General features: G+C 61.5%; 11 protein-coding genes. 1 reads left to right on the top strand and 10 read right to left on the bottom strand.

The window, feature by feature from the left end; translation table 11 throughout:
* Window positions 1-36 precede the first annotated feature (36 nt).
* From ACIPZB_RS10390 to ACIPZB_RS10345, 10 genes are all read right to left on the bottom strand, one after another.
* Entirely contained in the window at window positions 37-3,102 is a 3,066-nt protein-coding gene (locus ACIPZB_RS10390) for an efflux RND transporter permease subunit (RefSeq protein WP_400640145.1), read from the bottom strand.
* Window positions 3,099-4,166 (bottom strand): efflux RND transporter periplasmic adaptor subunit, encoded by a 1,068-nt coding sequence (locus ACIPZB_RS10385; RefSeq protein ID WP_400640144.1) that lies wholly within the window; start codon window positions 4,164-4,166, stop codon window positions 3,099-3,101. Before ACIPZB_RS10385 ends, ACIPZB_RS10390 begins: the two co-directional genes overlap by 4 nt.
* The gene (locus tag ACIPZB_RS10380) at window positions 4,163-5,251 is read right to left on the bottom strand and encodes an efflux RND transporter periplasmic adaptor subunit (protein ID WP_400640143.1); all 1,089 of its coding nucleotides are present in this window, start codon (window positions 5,249-5,251) and stop codon (window positions 4,163-4,165) included. Before ACIPZB_RS10380 ends, ACIPZB_RS10385 begins: the two co-directional genes overlap by 4 nt.
* Window positions 5,252-5,519: 268 nt before the next feature.
* Complete coding sequence (locus ACIPZB_RS10375; protein WP_008099340.1) at window positions 5,520-6,413, bottom strand: ABC transporter permease subunit; 894 nt, start codon at window positions 6,411-6,413, stop codon at window positions 5,520-5,522.
* On the bottom strand, window positions 6,410-7,330 hold the full coding sequence (locus ACIPZB_RS10370; RefSeq protein ID WP_008099341.1) for an ABC transporter permease subunit: 921 nt from the start codon (window positions 7,328-7,330) through the stop codon (window positions 6,410-6,412). The genes ACIPZB_RS10375 and ACIPZB_RS10370 overlap by 4 nt, the downstream gene beginning before the upstream one ends.
* On the bottom strand, window positions 7,327-8,469 hold the full coding sequence (gene potA, locus ACIPZB_RS10365; RefSeq protein WP_400640142.1) for a polyamine ABC transporter ATP-binding protein: 1,143 nt from the start codon (window positions 8,467-8,469) through the stop codon (window positions 7,327-7,329). The genes ACIPZB_RS10370 and potA overlap by 4 nt, the downstream gene beginning before the upstream one ends.
* A 59-nt stretch (window positions 8,470-8,528) precedes the next feature.
* Window positions 8,529-9,623, bottom strand: coding sequence for a polyamine ABC transporter substrate-binding protein (locus tag ACIPZB_RS10360; protein WP_008099344.1), 1,095 nt, complete (start codon window positions 9,621-9,623; stop codon window positions 8,529-8,531).
* Window positions 9,624-9,783: 160 nt separating this feature from the next.
* Window positions 9,784-10,881 (bottom strand): polyamine ABC transporter substrate-binding protein, encoded by a 1,098-nt coding sequence (locus ACIPZB_RS10355; protein ID WP_008099346.1) that lies wholly within the window; start codon window positions 10,879-10,881, stop codon window positions 9,784-9,786.
* A gap of 169 nt (window positions 10,882-11,050) precedes the next feature.
* Complete coding sequence (locus ACIPZB_RS10350; protein ID WP_400640141.1) at window positions 11,051-12,412, bottom strand: aspartate aminotransferase family protein; 1,362 nt, start codon at window positions 12,410-12,412, stop codon at window positions 11,051-11,053.
* 50 nt (window positions 12,413-12,462) lie between these two features.
* Window positions 12,463-13,821: a glutamine synthetase family protein gene (locus tag ACIPZB_RS10345; RefSeq protein ID WP_008099348.1), complete on the bottom strand. Its 1,359-nt coding sequence runs from the start codon at window positions 13,819-13,821 to the stop codon at window positions 12,463-12,465.
* Between the two features lie 574 nt (window positions 13,822-14,395).
* On the opposite strand from ACIPZB_RS10345, the gene ACIPZB_RS10340 reads away from it, so the two are divergent.
* Entirely contained in the window at window positions 14,396-15,772 is a 1,377-nt protein-coding gene (locus ACIPZB_RS10340) for a glutamine synthetase family protein (RefSeq protein ID WP_008099349.1), read from the top strand.
* Window positions 15,773-16,049 lie beyond the last annotated feature (277 nt).

The raw sequence follows: 16,049 nt of genomic DNA, 5'->3' as shown, positions 1-16,049 counted from the left end.
CATTGGGGGAGCGGGCTTGCCCCGCTCCCACAGAGGTCAATGGGCAGGTTTTTCGCTGTGTTCAGGTTCCTTGATCTTGTACCAGGCCACATACAGCGCCGGCAGGAACAACAGCGTCAGCAGCGTTGCACTGATGATGCCGCCGATCATGGCGTAGGCCATCGGCCCCCAGAACACCTCACGGGCAATCGGGATCATGCCCAGGCTGGCGGCCGCCGCGGTCAGCAGGATCGGCCGGCGACGGTGGTTGGTGGCTTCCATCACCGCGTCCCACGGCGAATAGCCCTGGGCCTCGAACTCATCGATCTGGGTCACCAGGATCACCGAGTTACGGATGATGATGCCCGCCAGCGCCAGAATACCGAGGATCGCCACGAAGCCCATGGGCGTCCCCGTGGGCACCAGCGCCAGGACCACACCGATCACCCCGAGCGGCGCCACGCTGACCACCAGGAACAGCTTCTGCGTGCTGTGCAACTGGATCATCAGGAAGGTCGCCATGAGGAACAGCATCAACGGGATGACCTTGCGAATCGGACCCTGGGCCTTGGCACTCTCCTCCACCGTACCGCCGGTTTCCACTTGATAGCCGACCGGCAACTTGCTGGCGAACTCGTCGATGCTCGGTTTGAGCTGGGCCACCAGGTCGGTGGGCTGTATATCGCCATTGACCGAAGACTTGATGGTGATGGTCGGTTTCCGGTCGCGACGCCACACCAGCGGTTGCTCCAACTCGTAGCGTACCGTGGCGAACGCCAGCAGCGGAATCGAGGTGCCGCTTGGGGTAACGATCTGCAGGTTTTGCAACGTGTCCGGCGAGCCCCGCTCACTGTCCACGGCGCGAGCGATGACATTCACCAGGTAGATGTTGTCGTTCACCTGCGTCACCGGTGCACCGCTGACGATGCTGTTCATCACATTGGCCACGTCCTCGGAAGACAGGCCCAACTGGCGCGCCTTGTCCTGGGCGATTTCCACCCGCAGCACCTTGCCGGGCTCGTTCCAGTCGAAGATCATCTCGCCGATGTGCTCGTTGCTGTCGAGCAAGGTGGCCAGGTCGATGGCATGCTTGCGCACCAGGTCGATGTCCGGGCCACTGACCCGGTACTGCATCGGCCGTCCCACCGGCGGGCCCATTTCCAGTGACTGGACGTTGGTGCCGATGCCGACGAACTCTTCGTGCAGAATCTTCTGCAAGCGCGCCATCATCCCCGCGCGCTCCTTGAAGCCTTTGCTGACGATCACCAACTGGGCGTAGTAGGGGTTCTGCAGCTGCTGGTCCAGTGGCAGGTAGAAGCGAATGGCGCCCTCGCCGATGTAGGTGCTCCAGTGCACCAGGTCCGGGTCGTCCTTGATGCGCGCCTCGAAGCGATCGACCACCTTGCGTGTCTCTTCGATCGAGGCGTTTTGCGGCAGGTTGAGGTCGACCAGGATTTCCGGACGGTCCGAGGACGGGAAGAACTGGTTTTGCACGAACCGCAGGCAGAACAGCGACAGGGCGAATAGCAGCACCGTGCCAATGATGGTCAGCCAGCGATGGCGCATGCACCACACCAGCCCACCTTCGAACGCCCGCCCGACCCGGCCAGGCTCGGCCTCATGCGCCTTGAGCTTGTCAGCCTTGAGAATATGCACGCCAAGCACCGGCGCAAAGAACACCGCCACCACCCAGGATACGATCAGGGCCACGGCAATCACCGCGAACAAGGTGTAGGTGTACTCACCGGCCGAACTGCCATTGAGGCCGATCGGCACGAAGCCGGCCACGGTCACCAAGGTGCCGGTGAGCATGGGGAATGCCGTCGAGGTGTAGGCGAACGTCGCCGCCTGCTCCTTGGTATCGCCCAGCTCCAGCCGCGTGACCATCACCTCCACGGTGATCATCGCATCGTCCACCAGCAAGCCCAGGGCAATGATCAGTGCGCCCAAGGAGATCCGCTGCATGGTGATGCCGCTGTACTCCATGAACACAAAGACCATGGCCAGCACCAGCGGGATCGAACAGGCCACCACCAGCCCGGCGCGAATCCCCAGGCTTACGAAACTCACCGCCAGGACGATCACCACCGCCTCGAACAGGGCGCTGGTGAAGCCACCCACGGCCTCCTTCACCACCACCGCCTGGTCAGACACGGTGTGCACGCCGACGCCCACTGGCAAGTCGTTGATCACGCTGTCCATCTTCTTCTTCAGCGCAGCCCCAAACACCTGCATGTTGCCGCCCGCCTTCATGCCGATCGCAAGGCCAATGGCGGGCTGGCCGTTGTAGCGGAACATCGGCGACGGCGGGTCGACGTAGCCGCGCTCGATATCGGCAATATCACTCAGGCGGAAGAAGCGGTCGTTGATGCGCAGGTTGACCGTCTGCAGGTCTTTCTCCGAGGCGAACTGCCCGGTGGTACGTACCGAAATGCGCTCAGGTCCAGCCTCGATCACCCCGGCCGGGGTCACCGCGTTCTGCTGTTGCAGGGCCTGCATGACCTGGCGCTGGTCGATGCCCAGGGCCGCCAGCTTGCGCGTGGAGAACTTCAGATAGAGCACTTCGTCCTGGGTGCCGATCAGCTCGATCTTGCCGATGTTGGGCACCTCGCGCACCTGGGCGCGGGTTTGTTCCACGTAGTCGCGCAACTGACGATGGGTCAGGCCGTCCGCGGTAAAGGCGTAGATCGAGCCGTACACGTCACCGAACTCGTCGTTGAACGCCGGCCCCTGGATCCCTTGCGGGAACTGGCCGCGGATATCCTGGATCTTCTTGCGCACCTGATACCAGATTTCCGGGATGTCGGGCGCCTTGGTGGTGTCGCGCAAGTAGACGTAGACGGTGGACTCGCCGGGGCGGGTGTAGCTCTTGGTGTAATCGAGGGAGTCGAGTTCCTCGAGCTTCTTCTCGATGCGGTCGGTGATCTGGTAGAGCGTTTCGTCCTGGGTCGCACCTGGCCAGCGGGTCTGGATCACCATGGTCTTGATGGTGAACGACGGGTCCTCCTCGCGTCCCAGGTTGAAGTAGGAAAAAATGCCCATCAGCAGGCCGACGAACATCAGGTACCAGACGAACGACTGGTGACGCAGCGCCCATTCGGAGAGGTTGAAGCTTCCTTTCATTGTGAATCCTCGGCGAATGTGACCTTCTGGCCAGGCTTGAGACTGTTTACGCCGGCGGTGACAACACGTTCGCCGGGTTGCACGCCGGAGGCCAGCACGATGCTGTCGTCCGTACGCTCGATCAACTTCACGTCACGCGTGGCAACCGTGTTCTGCTGCGGGTCGATCACCCACACTTGAGTCTTGCCGTCGTGCTCCAGCAGCGCACTGCGGGGCAGCTCGCTGCGCGGGGTAATCGCCGAAGTCAGGGTGACGCTGATCGCGGTCCCCAGGTGGAAGGCACTCGGCGTGCTGGCCAGGGTCAGGCGGGCGCGCCGGGTACGGGTGGCAGCATCGGCCTGGGGCCCCAGTTCGCGCAGGGTGGCGGTGGTATTGATGCTGTTGTCCAGCTGCGAGGCGACGGTAAAGGTGAGGTCCTTGGTCAGCGCTTCGGCAATGCCGATCGGCAGGTCGATCACCGCTTCCTTGACGTCTGGGCGGGCCAGGGTGACCACGGGCTGGCCCGCTGTCACCGTCTGCCCGGCCTCGGCCTGCCAGTTGGTGATGACCGCCGCATGGTCGGTGCGCAGCGTGCTGTAGTCGAGCTGGTCGCGGGCCTGGCTGACGGCCGAGCGGGCCTGCTCCAGGCTGGCGCTGGTGGTTTTCAGGTCAGTCTGGGCGATGTCCAGCTGTGCCTGGGCGCCGACGCCGCGGTCATACAGCTGTTGCTGACGACGGGCATTGGCCTGGGCGTTGATCCATTGCGCCTGGATCTTGGCCAGGTCGCCCTCGGCGGCACGCAGCTGGTTCTGTTGATCGGTCGGGTCGAGTGTGGCCAACGTATCGCCAGGTTTTACCTGGGCGCCCACGTCGAGCCAGCGGCGGGCGATGCGCCCTGATACACGAAAACCCAGGGTGCTTTCAAAGCGCGCCTGGATGGTCCCGGCGAAGCGCCCCAGATGCGACTGGTCCTGAGCTTCGACCAGGGTCGAAAGCACCGGTCGTACGGCTTCGGCGGGTGCTTGTTCTTTGCCACAGGCCGTCAGCAGCAGGCCGGACGCAAGCACGAACAGCATCCGCTTCATGGTGCGGCTCCTCCATCCTTGGCATCGACCATTTGCACCTGCATGCCCGGATGCAACAGCTGGCCGCCACTGACCACGACGGTTTCACCCCCTTTGATGCCTTGGGCGATGACGACCTTGCCGGTGAGGTAGCGGGCGACCTGAACCTTGCGCAATTCGACCTTGTCGTCCTCACCCACTACCCAAACGCCAGGCTCGTGCACGTCCTTGGTCAGCGCCGACCAAGGCAGCTCGATGCTCGGCCGCCCCTGGGCATTGGCCGTGGCGGTCACGGGTGAGCCAAGCTGCATGGCCGGGGGTACGTTGCGCAAGGAAACCTTGACCTGCACCGTGCCGCTTTGCGCCGACACGGTCGGCGTGATTTCACGAACGAAGCCCTGGGCCTGGACCTTGGGGTTGTCCAACAGGCTGACGATTACCCCAGCGTCGCTGGGCGGCGCTACCAGTAGCGACTCATAGACGTTGAACACGGCGTCGCGGTCGCCATCGCGGGCCAGGCTGAAGATCGGCATGGTCGCCTGGACCACTTGGCCGACCTCGGCCTGGCGCTCGGTGATCACACCATCGGCTTCAGACACCAACGCGGTGTAGCTCAGTTGCTCGTTGGCATTGGCCAGTTGCGCCTGGGCGGCCTTGAGTGCGCTCTGATTGCTGCGCAGCGCCGCCTCGGCGGAGTCGTATTCGCTTTGGCTGGTGTAGCCCTTGGGCAGGAGTTTCTGTTGCCGCACGAACGCCGCGCTGGACTGGGTCACCCGTGCCTGGGCGGCGAAGACCTCGGCCTTGGCCGAGTCGACGTTGTTCTGCAGGTCTTTCGGGTCGAGTCGGGCCAGCACCTGGTTGGCCTTGACGTGATCGCCCACATCGACGCTGCGCGAGATGATCTTGCCACCCACGCGGAATGACAGGTCGGTTTGCACCCGCGCCTGCACGTCGCCGGTAAGGGTGACCCTGGCCGCAAAATCAGTAGGTTGAACTTGAAGCACACCGACCCGGGGCTTGGGCTCCGGTGGATGTTCCTTGCTACACCCCGTGAGCAAGTACAGCAGACCCATGCCTGCCAGTAACAATGAAAGCGTCACCCTCATGCAGGCTCCTAAGCTTGCGCGCAAAACAATTCGAAAAGTTGCGACTGTTAGCGTAGATCAGGGTTCCACAAACGGCACTGACTGGGATCAGTTGGTCTTCGATGGAGAGCAGGAGATTGTAGGACAGCGCGATCGCTGTGGGAGCCGGCTTGCCGGCGATGAGGCCGGGGCAGGCGAAAGATAGTGTTGGCCCTATCGCCGGCAAGCCGGCTCCCACAAGGTACATCATCGCTTTCAAAGCCTTTGATGTACCTGTGGGAGCAGCCGATCAGGCCGACGCAGCAGCGGGCGCTGGGCGCTTGATCTGGGGTTGCGACACGTTGGCTGCAGCACCTTCCTCGATGGCCTGCTGGATCGCCTTGCGACGACGCTCTTCGGCCCGGCGGCTGAAGAACCAGACAAAGAAGGTCACCAACGACACCGACAGCAGGATCAAGCTGGCCACGGCGTTGATCTCCGGCTTCACGCCCAGGCGTACAGCGGAGAATACTTCCATCGGCAAGGTGGTCGAGCCCGGCCCGGACACGAAGCTGGCCAGTACCAGGTCATCCAGCGACAGGGCGAACGACATCATGCCGCCCGCCGCCAGCGACGGCGCGATCATCGGGATGGTGATCAGGAAGAACACCTTCCACGGCTTGGCACCCAGGTCCATGGCCGCTTCCTCGATCGACAGGTCCAGCTCACGCAGGCGTGCCGACACCACCACCGCCACGTAGGCCGCGCAGAACGTGGTGTGGGCGATCCAGATGGTGACGATGCCACGCTCCTGCGGCCAGCCGATCATCTGCGCCATGGCCACGAACAGCAGCAACAGCGACAGACCGGTAATCACCTCGGGCATCACCAGCGGCGCGGTGACCAGGCCACCGAACAGCGTGCGGCCCTTGAAGCGGGTGACCCGGGTCAGCACGAAGGCCGCCAGGGTGCCCAGCGCCACTGCGGCCACCGCCGTGTAGCAGGCGATCTCCAGCGAGCGCATCACCGAACCCATCAGCTGGGTGTTGTCGAGCAGGCCGACGTACCACTTGATCGACCAGCCGCCCCATACCGTCACCAGTTTCGAGGCGTTGAACGAGTAGATCACCAGGATCAGCATCGGCAGGTAGATGAACAGCAAGCCGAGCACCAGCATCAGCTTGGAAAAACTGAAGCGCTTCATGCCCTGCCCTCCATTTCTTTGGCCTGGCTGCGGTTGAACAGCAGGATCGGCACGATCAGGATCGCCAGCATCACCACTGCCAGGGCCGAAGCCACCGGCCAGTCACGGTTGTTGAAGAACTCTTGCCACAGCACCTTACCGATCATCAGGGTTTCCGGGCCGCCGAGCAGTTCAGGAATCACGAACTCGCCCACCACCGGGATGAACACCAGCATGCAGCCGGCGATGATGCCGTTCTTCGACAGCGGCACGGTGATTTTCCAGAAGCTGTTGAAGGTGCTCGAACCCAGGTCCGATGCGGCTTCGAGCAGGCTCTGGTCGTGCTTCACCAGGTTGGCGAACAGCGGCAGGATCATGAACGGCAGGTACGAATAGACCACGCCGATGTACACCGCCAGGTTGGTGTTGAGGATCTGCAACGGCTGGTCGATCAGCCCAATCCACATCAGGAAGCCGTTGAGCAGGCCGTTGTTGCTGAGGATACCCATCCAGGCATAGACGCGGATCAGGATCGCGGTCCAGGTCGGCATCATGATCAGCAGCAGCAGGACCGTCTGGGTTTCCTTCTTGGCGTTGGCAATGGCGTAGGCCATCGGGTAGCCGATCAACAGGCAAAGAAGGGTGCTGATGAACGCCATCTTCAACGAGCCCAGGTAGGCCGAGATGTACAGTTCGTCTTCGGTCAACAGGCCATAGTTGGCCAGGTTCAGCACCAGCTGGATCTTGTCCTCGACGTAGCTGTAGATCTCGGTGTAGGGCGGGATCGCCACGTCGGCTTCGGCAAAGCTGATCTTCAAGACGATGAAGAACGGCAGCATGAAGAACAGGAACAGCCAGATGAACGGCACGCCGATCACCAGGTGCCGCCCCTCCGGGGTAAGGCGCTGGAACGCTCGCTTGAGCTTGCGAAGTTTCATGACCGCAGTACCACGCCGCTGTCGTCTTCCCACCACACGTACACTTCATCGCCCCAGGTTGGCCGGGTGCCCTGGCGCTCGGCGTTGGCGACGAACGACTGGACCACCTTGCCGCTTGGCAGCTCGACGTAGAACACCGAGTGGCCACCGAGGTAGGCGATGTCGTGGACCTTGCCGCGCGACCAGTTGTGCTCGCAGGTCGGTTGCTGGGTGGTGACCAGCATCTTCTCCGGGCGCAGGGCGTAGGTGATGTGCTTGTCTTCCACCGACGTGGTGATGCCGTGGCCGACGTAGATCTTGCGCTCCAGCTCCGGGCTGGCAATGATCGCGTGGCCTTCGGCGTCGTCGACCACTTCACCTTCGAACAGGTTGACGTTACCGATGAACTCGCACACCAGACGGCTGGTGGGGGTCTCGTAGATGTCCACCGGCGAGCCGATCTGGGCGATCCAGCCCAGGTGCATGATGGCGATGCGCTGGGCCATGGTCATGGCCTCTTCCTGGTCGTGGGTAACCATCACGCAGGTCACGCCCACGCGCTCGATGATCTCCACCAGCTCCAGTTGCATCTGCGAGCGCAGTTTCTTGTCCAGGGCGCCCATCGGCTCATCGAGCAGCAGCAGTTTCGGGCGTTTGGCCAGCGAACGGGCCAGGGCCACGCGCTGGCGCTGGCCACCGGAGAGCTGGTGCGGCTTGCGCTTGGCGTACTGGGTCATGTGCACCAGCTTGAGCATCTCGGCCACGCGGGCGTCGATCTCGGCCTTGGGCATCCGGTCCTGCTGCAGGCCGAAGGCAATGTTCTGCGCCACGGTCATGTGCGGGAACAGCGCGTAGGACTGGAACATCATGTTGATCGGCCGCTCGTAGGGCGGCATGTCGGTGATGTCGACGCCATCGAGCATGATCCGCCCTTCAGTCGGGCGCTCGAAACCGGCCAGCATCCGCAGCAAGGTCGATTTGCCGGAACCGGAGCCACCCAGCAGGGCGAAAATCTCGCCTTTGCGGATTTCCAGGGACACATCGTCCACGGCTACCGTTTCGTCGAACTTTTTTGTGACCCGGTCGATTTTGACCAGCACCTGCTTGGGTTGCTGGCCACCCTCGAGGGCTTTCTTATAGGCACCGGAGGCAACTGCCATGAGTGAAACTCCCAACAAGATTTTGTTGCCCGCCGCGCTTGAGTGGCGGGCCTGGATTGTTACTTGCCCGACTTGACCTTGGTCCAGCTGCGGGTCATCAAACGTTGCACCTTGGGTGGCAACTCACTGTTGACGAACATCTTGTCCAGCACTTCCTGCGGTGGGTATACCGCGGCGTCAGTCCTCACGGCCTGGTCCATCAGGTCGCCAGCCTTGGGGTTCGGGTTGGCGTAACCGACGTAATCACTGACCTGGGCGATAACCTCAGGCTTCAGCAAATAGTTGATGAAGGCGTGGGCCTCCTTGACGTTCTTGGCGTCCTTGGGAATCGCCAGCACGTCGAACCAGAGGTTGCCGCCTTCCTTGGGAATCGCGTACGCCAGGTTCACGCCCTTCTTCGCTTCTTCAGCGCGGGCCTTGGCCTGGAACACATCGCCGGAGAAACCTGCCGCGACGCAGATGTCGCCGTTGGCCAGGTCGGTGATGTACTTGGAGGAGTGGAAGTAGGTCACGTAGGGGCGAACCGCCAGGAGCTTCTTCTCGGCCTTTTCATAGTCCTTGGCGTCGGTGCTGTTGGGGTTCAGCCCCATGTAGTTGAGCACCGCCGGCAGCATCTCGTCGGCCGAGTCGAGGAAGGCCACGCCGCACTTGGAGAGCTTCTTCATGTTCTCGGGCTCGAACAGCACCGCCCACGAGTCGATGGTGTCCACGCCCAGCGCGGCCTTCACCTTGTCGACGTTGTAGCCGATGCCGTTGGTGCCCCAGAGGTACGGCACAGCGTACTGGTTACCCGGATCGTTCTTTTCCAGGCGTTTCATCAGCGCCGGGTCCAGGTTGGAATAGTTTGGCAGCAGGCTCTTGTCGAGCTTCTGGAACGCGCCCGCCTTGATCTGCTTGCCAAGGAAATGGTTGGACGGCACCACCACGTCATAGCCGGTGTTGCCGGCCAGCAGTTTGCCTTCCAGGGTTTCGTTGGAATCGAAGACGTCCTGCACAGGCTTGATGCCCGTGGCTTTCTCGAAGTCCGCGAGTGTGGTCGGGCCGATGTAATCGGACCAGTTGTACAAATGCACCGTAGGCGCCGCTTGGACGCTGCATGCCAGCGTCAGGCCCGCTCCAGCCATCAAGGCCTTGCGTAAAACAGAAATAGACAAGTGGGTGGTCCTCACAATCAGTGCCTTGGTAACGGCGCAGTGCTGCCGCGCAGGAAAAACCGGCGCGCAACTTACCTTCGCAGCTTCAATGCCGCAATCATCAATTGCCATTCACTGGCTCTGGGCCGGCAACCCCCGGCCCAGAGATGTTGCATCAGGCTTACTTGCCCGACTTGATCTTGGTCCAGCTGCGGGTGATATCGCGCTGGGCCTTGGCTTCAGGAGCCGCGATCGCGTACAGCTGCTTCTTCACTTCAGCTGGCGGATAGATGCTCGGGTCGCTGGTGATGTCCTTGTCGACGAACTGAGTGGCAGCAGCGTTGCCATTCGGGAAGCGCACGGCGTTGGTGATCTCGGCCATGATTTCCGGCTGCATCAGGAAGTCCATGAACTTGTAGGCAGCTTCTTTATGCTCGGCATCCTTGGGGATGGCGACCATGTCGTAGAAGGTACCGGCACCTTCTTTCGGAATGATGTAGTCGACCTTGACCTTGTCGCCGGCTTCGTGGGCGCGGGCCTTGGACTGCTCCAGGTCACCCGAGTAGCCGACGGCTACACAGATGTCGCCGTTGGCCATGTCGCCAATGTACTTGGACGAGTGGAAGTAGGTGATCGAAGGACGGATGCTGAGGAACAGGTCTTCGGCCGCCTTCAGGTCTTCTTTCTTGGTGCTGTTGGTTGGCTTGCCCAGGTAGTGCAGCGCGGCCGGGATCATTTCGGTCGGCGCATCCAGGAAGCTCACGCCGCAGCTCTTGAGCTTGGCGATGTTCTCAGGCTTGAACACGGCGTCCCACGAGTCGATCTTGTCCACGCCCAGCACGGCCTTGATCTTCTCCGGGTTGTAGCCGATGCCGATCGAGCCCCACATGTACGGGAAGGCGTGCTTGTTGCCCTGGTCGCTGGCGTCACCGACGGCCTTGAGCAGGTCTTCGTCGAGGTTCTTCCAGTTCGGCAGCTTGGAGCGGTCCAGCTCCTCGTAGACGCCGGCCTTGATCTGCTTGGCCAGGAAGTTGTTGGACGGCACGACGACGTCATAACCCGACTTGCCCGCCAGCAGCTTGGCTTCCAGGGTTTCGTTGCTGTCGAAAACGTCGTACTTGACCTTGATACCGGTCTGTTTCTCGAACTTGGCGATGGTGTCCGGAGCGATGTAGTCCGACCAGTTGTAGACGTTCAATACTTTGTCTTCAGCCTGAACAGCAGTAGCCATGGCACCCATCAGGGCTGCGGCCAGCAACGTCTTGCCCATTTTATTCATGCGTCATGCTCCAGATTTTTTTGATTAGCCATCCGTTCAGCAGCCAGGTCCCGCAGTACACGCGTTGGGCGACTGAAACAGTCGCTAGTCTGGCAAGTTACAAGGCGCTGTTTCAAGGAAAGCAGCCCCTTGTAACCAACTAATGTCACAACGCTAGCCTAGCAAAGGCTCAACGGATCGCTTCGAGGGTCAGATCCAGGCACTTGCGCGCCTTTTCCACCAGCTCGTCGACCTCCGCATGGCTGATCACCAGGGGTGGTGCAATGATCATGGTGTCGCCCACCGCGCGCATGATCAGGCCGTTTTCGAAGCAGAAGTTGCGGCACACCATGCCCACGCCCTTGCCTTCGTAGCGGCTGCGGGTGGCCTTGTCCTCGACCAGCTCGATCGCACCGAGCAGGCCCAGGCCGCGAACCTCTCCCACCAGCGGGTGGTCCTGCAGTTCCCGCAGACGTTTTTGCAAGTAGGGTGCCACTTCCGTGCGTGCGTGCTCGACAATCTTCTCGTCGCGCAGGATGCGCAGGTTTTCCAGGCCCACAGCCGCTGCCACCGGGTGCCCGGAGTAGGTGAAGCCGTGGTTGAAGTCGCCGCCTTCGCTGAGCACCTTGGCCACCGTGTCACGCACGATCACACCGCCCATGGGGATGTAACCGGAGGTAAGACCCTTGGCAATGGTCATCAGATCGGGCTTGAGGCCGTAGTAGTCGGAGCCGAACCACTCGCCGGTACGGCCAAAGCCGCAGATCACTTCGTCGGCGACGAACAGGATGTCGTACTTGGCCAGGATCTCCTTGACCTTCGGCCAGTAGGTATCCGGTGGGATGATCACCCCGCCCGCACCCTGGATCGGCTCGGCGATGAAGGCGGCGACGTTGTCTTCGCCCACTTCCAGGATCTTCTTCTCCAGCTGCTCGGCTGCCCACACCCCGAATTCGTCCGGGGTCATGTCGCCGCCTTCGCCGAACCAGTACGGCTGCGGGATGTGCACGATGCCCGGGATCGGCAAGCCGCCCTGCTCATGCATGCCGCTCATGCCGCCCAGGCTCGCGCCGGCGACGGTGGAGCCGTGATAGCCGTTGATGCGGCCGATGATGGTCTGTTTCTGCGGCTTGCCCTTGAGCGCCCAGTAATGACGGACCATGCGCAGCACGGTGTCGTTGCCTTCGGACCCGGAACCGGTGAAGAACACGTGGGTCATGCCCTCGGGGGCGACGTCGGAGATGGCCTTGGCCAACTCCAGTGCCGGCGGGTGCGCGGTCTGGAAGAACAGGTTGTAGTAAGGCAGCTCGCGCATCTGCTTCTCGGCAGCCTGCACCAGTTCTTCGCGGCCATAGCCGACTGCCACGCACCACAGGCCGGCCATGCCATCGAGGATCTTGTTCCCCTCGCTGTCCCACAAATGCACACCCTGGGCCTTGGTAATGATGCGCGGCCCCTTCTCCTTCAGCTGCTTGTAGTCACTGAAGGGTGCAAGGTGGTGCTCGCCGCTCAGGGTTTGCCATTCACGGGTTTGCGGGTTTTTGACGCTCATGTGCTTCTCCAGGGTCCGCAGGCCGCCGGAGGGCGGCCTCAGGGGGTTGATCACACAGCAAACAGCAGGAACTCACGCTCCCAGGAGCTGATGACACGCTTGAAGTTCTCATGCTCGGCGCGCTTGGTGGCGACGTAGCCGGTGATGAATTTCTTGCCCAGGTACTGGGTCAGCGCACGGCTGATCTCCATGCGCTCCAGGGCATCTTCGATAGTCAGTGGCAGGCGCAGGTTGCGCCGCTCGTAGCCACGCCCCACGACCGGAGCGCTGGCTGCAATGCCTTCGACCATGCCGATGTAGCCACACAGCAGGCTGGCGGCAATGGCCAGGTAAGGGTTGGCGTCGGCGCCCGGCAGGCGGTTCTCGACACGGCGGTTCTGCGGGCCGGCATCCGGTACGCGCAGGCCGACGGTACGGTTCTCCTCGCCCCACTCGACGTTCACCGGCGCCGACGTGTCGGGCAGGAAGCGGCGGAACGAGTTGACGTTGGGGGCGAACAGCGGCAGCGCCTCGGGAATGAATTTCTGCAGGCCACCGATGTGGTGCAGGAACAGTTCACTCATGCTGCCGTCTTCGTTGCTGAAGATGTTCTTGCCGGTGGTCGCGTCGACCACGCTCTGGTGCAGGTGCATGGCACTGCCCGGCTCGCCGGTCATCGGCTTGGCCATGAAGGTGGCGGCCACGTTGTGTTTGAGCGCCGCCTCGCGCATGGTGCGCTTGAACACCAGGATCTGGTCGGCCAGGTGCAGGGCGTTGCCGTGACGGAAGTTGATCTCCATCTGCGCCGTGCCGTCTTCGTGGATCAGCGTGTCGAGGTCCAACTGCTGCAGTTCGCACCAGTCGTAGACATCTTCGAACAGCGGGTCGAATTCGTTGGCCGCTTCGATGGAGAACGACTGGCGGCCTGTTTCCGGGCGGCCCGAGCGGCCTACCGGTGGTTGCAGCGGGAAGTCCGGGTCTTCGCTGCGCTTGGTCAGGTAGAACTCCATCTCTGGCGCGACGATCGGCTGCCAGCCCTTGTCGGCATAGAGCTTGAGGACTTTCTTGAGGACGTTGCGCGGCGACAGTTCGACCGGGTTGCCCTTCTTGTCGTAGGTGTCGTGGATGACTTGCGCGGTCGGCTCGATGGCCCAGGGCACGAGGAACACCGCGTCTTCGTCGGGCCGGCAGATCATGTCGATGTCGGCCGGATCGAGCAGTTCGTAGTAGATGTCGTCGTCGACATAGTCGCCGGTCACGGTCTGCAGCAGCACGCTCTCGGGCAGGCGCATGCCTTTTTCGGCGATGAACTTGTTGGTCGGCGAGATCTTGCCGCGGGTGATGCCGGTCAGGTCACTGATCAGGCATTCGACTTCGGTGATCTTGTGCTCTTTCAACCAATCGGTGAGCTGGTCGAGGTTGTTACTCATAGATACCTCAGGAGGTAATGTGGTCCGCGCATTGATTCTGGATGGAGTGGATTGCTAAAGCAAAAACACTCACGCAGAAGCACAGTGGATACACTGGAAACGAGCGTGTCCGTAATGAGTTTGAAAGGCACGAAGACAAGAAGCGCAGCGAAATAACGCTACGAGGTGAGGTCCGGGCGCGCAAACCGTCAATTATTGCGGCCAGGGCGACCACAACGCAGTTGATGCTTGCAGGAACGACAGGGATACCCGAGCGCACTGCATAGGCAGCGCTTTCAGGTCGCGACAAGCGGACCATGTGACCCTCGTATTATTGTGTTCTGGGTTGAGGCCGAGCTTAGCCTTGTTCATTTTTTTACACAACACCTCCGTAAAAAATAAAACACGGCGTGTCGGAGATAGCCCTTGGCGGCGGAAATAGCGGATAATGGCACGCCCCGATATGCAGCAAATCTGCCGTCGATGTGCCATTTCAGGGCATCATGGGGTTGGCTTGACATCAGTAGGGCTTTTCGATTGACTGGTCTTGCAAGCCCCCCTTGATTGATATTTTTAACAACAAAGGTGTTGCATCATGTCGGTACCCCCGCGTGCCGTTCAGCTTAACGAAGCGAACGCGTTCCTTAAGGAACATCCTGAGGTTCTCTACGTTGACCTTCTGATTGCAGATATGAATGGTGTGGTGCGTGGCAAGCGCATAGAGCGCACCAGCCTCCACAAGGTTTACGAGAAAGGCATCAACCTGCCTGCCTCCCTCTTCGCCCTGGACATCAACGGTTCTACCGTCGAAAGCACCGGGCTTGGTCTGGACATCGGTGATGCCGACCGCATCTGCTACCCGATTCCCGGCACCCTCTCCAACGAACCCTGGCAGAAGCGCCCTACCGCGCAGCTGCTGATGACCATGCACGAAATCGAAGGCGAGCCGTTCTTCGCCGACCCGCGTGAAGTGTTGCGCCAGGTGGTGAGCAAGTTCACCGACATGGGCCTGACCATCTGCGCCGCGTTCGAGCTGGAGTTCTACCTGATCGACCAGGAGAACGTGAATGGCCGCCCGCAGCCGCCACGCTCGCCGATCTCGGGCAAGCGCCCGCAGTCGACCCAGGTGTACCTGATCGACGACCTCGACGAATACGCCGACTGCCTCCAGGACATCCTCGAAGGTGCCAAGGAGCAAGGCATTCCGGCCGATGCCATCGTCAAGGAAAGCGCCCCGGCGCAGTTCGAAGTCAACCTGCACCACGTTGCCGACCCGCTCAAGGCCTGTGACTACGCGGTGCTGCTCAAGCGGTTGATCAAGAACATCGCCTACGACCATGAAATGGACACCACCTTCATGGCCAAGCCCTACCCGGGCCAGGCAGGCAACGGCCTGCATGTACACATTTCCGTGCTGGACAAAGATGGCAACAACATCTTCACCAGCGAGGATCCCGAGCAGAACGCCGCGCTACGTCACGCTGTCGGCGGTGTGCTCGAGACCCTGCCCGCGTCCATGGCGTTCCTTTGCCCGAACGTCAACTCGTACCGCCGTTTCGGCGCGCAGTTCTACGTACCGAACGCGCCGAGCTGGGGCCTGGACAACCGCACCGTGGCCCTGCGCGTGCCGACCGGTTCGCCGGATGCCGTGCGCCTTGAACACCGCGTGGCCGGCGCCGACGCCAACCCGTACCTGATGATGGCGGCCGTGCTGGCCGGCGTGCACCATGGCCTGACCAACAAGGTCGAGCCCGGTGAGCCGATCGAAGGCAACTCGTACGAGCAGCTGGAGCAGAGCCTGCCGAACAACCTGCGCGATGCCCTGCGCGAGTTGGACGACAGCGAGATTCTCAACAAGTACATCGATCCGAAGTACATCGACATTTTCGTCGCGTGCAAGGAAAGCGAGCTGGAGGAGTTCGAGCACTCGATCTCCGACCTCGAGTACAACTGGTATCTGCACACTGTGTAAATGAAAACGCCGCCCATCAGGGCGGCGTTTTTCATTGGGATCTTGGGGCTGCTTTGCAGCCCTTTCGCGACACAAGGCCGCTCCTACAGAAGTCCGCAATCAACCTGTAGGAGCGGCCTTGTTCTGGTCAAGTTTTGCCGGACACCGATTACGGTGATCACGCTGCCTGTTGCTCCATAGCTATTGGCGACAGGTAGTTGTTATAGCTGTGGAGCCTGATTCGGTTGTATCGCATGAAGAAGCTGGTCATATCCTGCCTAGCTTCTTCAATCGCCGC

It is taken from the genome of Pseudomonas sp. NPDC089396 (assembly GCF_044749545.1).
GTDB lineage: Bacteria > Pseudomonadota > Gammaproteobacteria > Pseudomonadales > Pseudomonadaceae > Aquipseudomonas.
Note: the sequence above shows the minus strand (reverse complement) of the source record. Positions and strands in the feature narration are given on the sequence as shown.

What these genes read in the sequence shown, in the direction of transcription:
- ACIPZB_RS10390 (WP_400640145.1), bottom strand. Translation starts at nt 3,102, where the DNA reads ATGAAAGGAAGCTTCAACCTCTCCGAATGGGCGCTGCGTCACCAGTCG.
- ACIPZB_RS10385 (WP_400640144.1), bottom strand. Translation starts at nt 4,166, where the DNA reads ATGAAGCGGATGCTGTTCGTGCTTGCGTCCGGCCTGCTGCTGACGGCC.
- ACIPZB_RS10380 (WP_400640143.1), bottom strand. Translation starts at nt 5,251, where the DNA reads ATGAGGGTGACGCTTTCATTGTTACTGGCAGGCATGGGTCTGCTGTAC.
- ACIPZB_RS10375 (WP_008099340.1), bottom strand. Translation starts at nt 6,413, where the DNA reads ATGAAGCGCTTCAGTTTTTCCAAGCTGATGCTGGTGCTCGGCTTGCTG.
- ACIPZB_RS10370 (WP_008099341.1), bottom strand. Translation starts at nt 7,330, where the DNA reads ATGAAACTTCGCAAGCTCAAGCGAGCGTTCCAGCGCCTTACCCCGGAG.
- potA (WP_400640142.1), bottom strand. Translation starts at nt 8,469, where the DNA reads ATGGCAGTTGCCTCCGGTGCCTATAAGAAAGCCCTCGAGGGTGGCCAG.
- ACIPZB_RS10355 (WP_008099346.1), bottom strand. Translation starts at nt 10,881, where the DNA reads ATGAATAAAATGGGCAAGACGTTGCTGGCCGCAGCCCTGATGGGTGCC.
- ACIPZB_RS10350 (WP_400640141.1), bottom strand. Translation starts at nt 12,412, where the DNA reads ATGAGCGTCAAAAACCCGCAAACCCGTGAATGGCAAACCCTGAGCGGC.
- ACIPZB_RS10345 (WP_008099348.1), bottom strand. Translation starts at nt 13,821, where the DNA reads ATGAGTAACAACCTCGACCAGCTCACCGATTGGTTGAAAGAGCACAAG.
- ACIPZB_RS10340 (WP_008099349.1), top strand. Translation starts at nt 14,396, where the DNA reads ATGTCGGTACCCCCGCGTGCCGTTCAGCTTAACGAAGCGAACGCGTTC.